Source organism: Granulicatella sp. WM01 (assembly GCF_004570605.1).
In the GTDB taxonomy this organism is placed as follows: domain Bacteria; phylum Bacillota; class Bacilli; order Lactobacillales; family Aerococcaceae; genus WM01.
The window spans coordinates 1-221 of the sequence record NZ_SPPB01000203.1; the positions used below are offsets into that span (position 1 = coordinate 1).

Here is a 221-nt window from a genome sequence, read left to right on the forward strand (position 1 = left end):
GCGAACTGATACAAATGGACGCTAGCCAATTCAGATGGTTTGGTCAAACTGTCTCTCATCTTCATGTTGCCATTGATGATGCTTCTGGTAATAGTGTTGGTGCCTATTTTGCCCCACAAGAAACGCTAACAGGCTATTATCAGGTGTTACATCAGATATTAACCAATTATGGTATTCCTGCTGCTTTTTTAACGGATAGACGAACGGTATTTGATTATCAA

1 pseudogene is annotated in these 221 nt (G+C 39.8%); it reads left to right on the forward strand.

Going from position 1 to position 221, the window contains the following annotated elements:
* A pseudogene (locus E4T68_RS09180) lies at positions 1-221 on the forward strand (ISNCY family transposase); the annotation flags it as partial.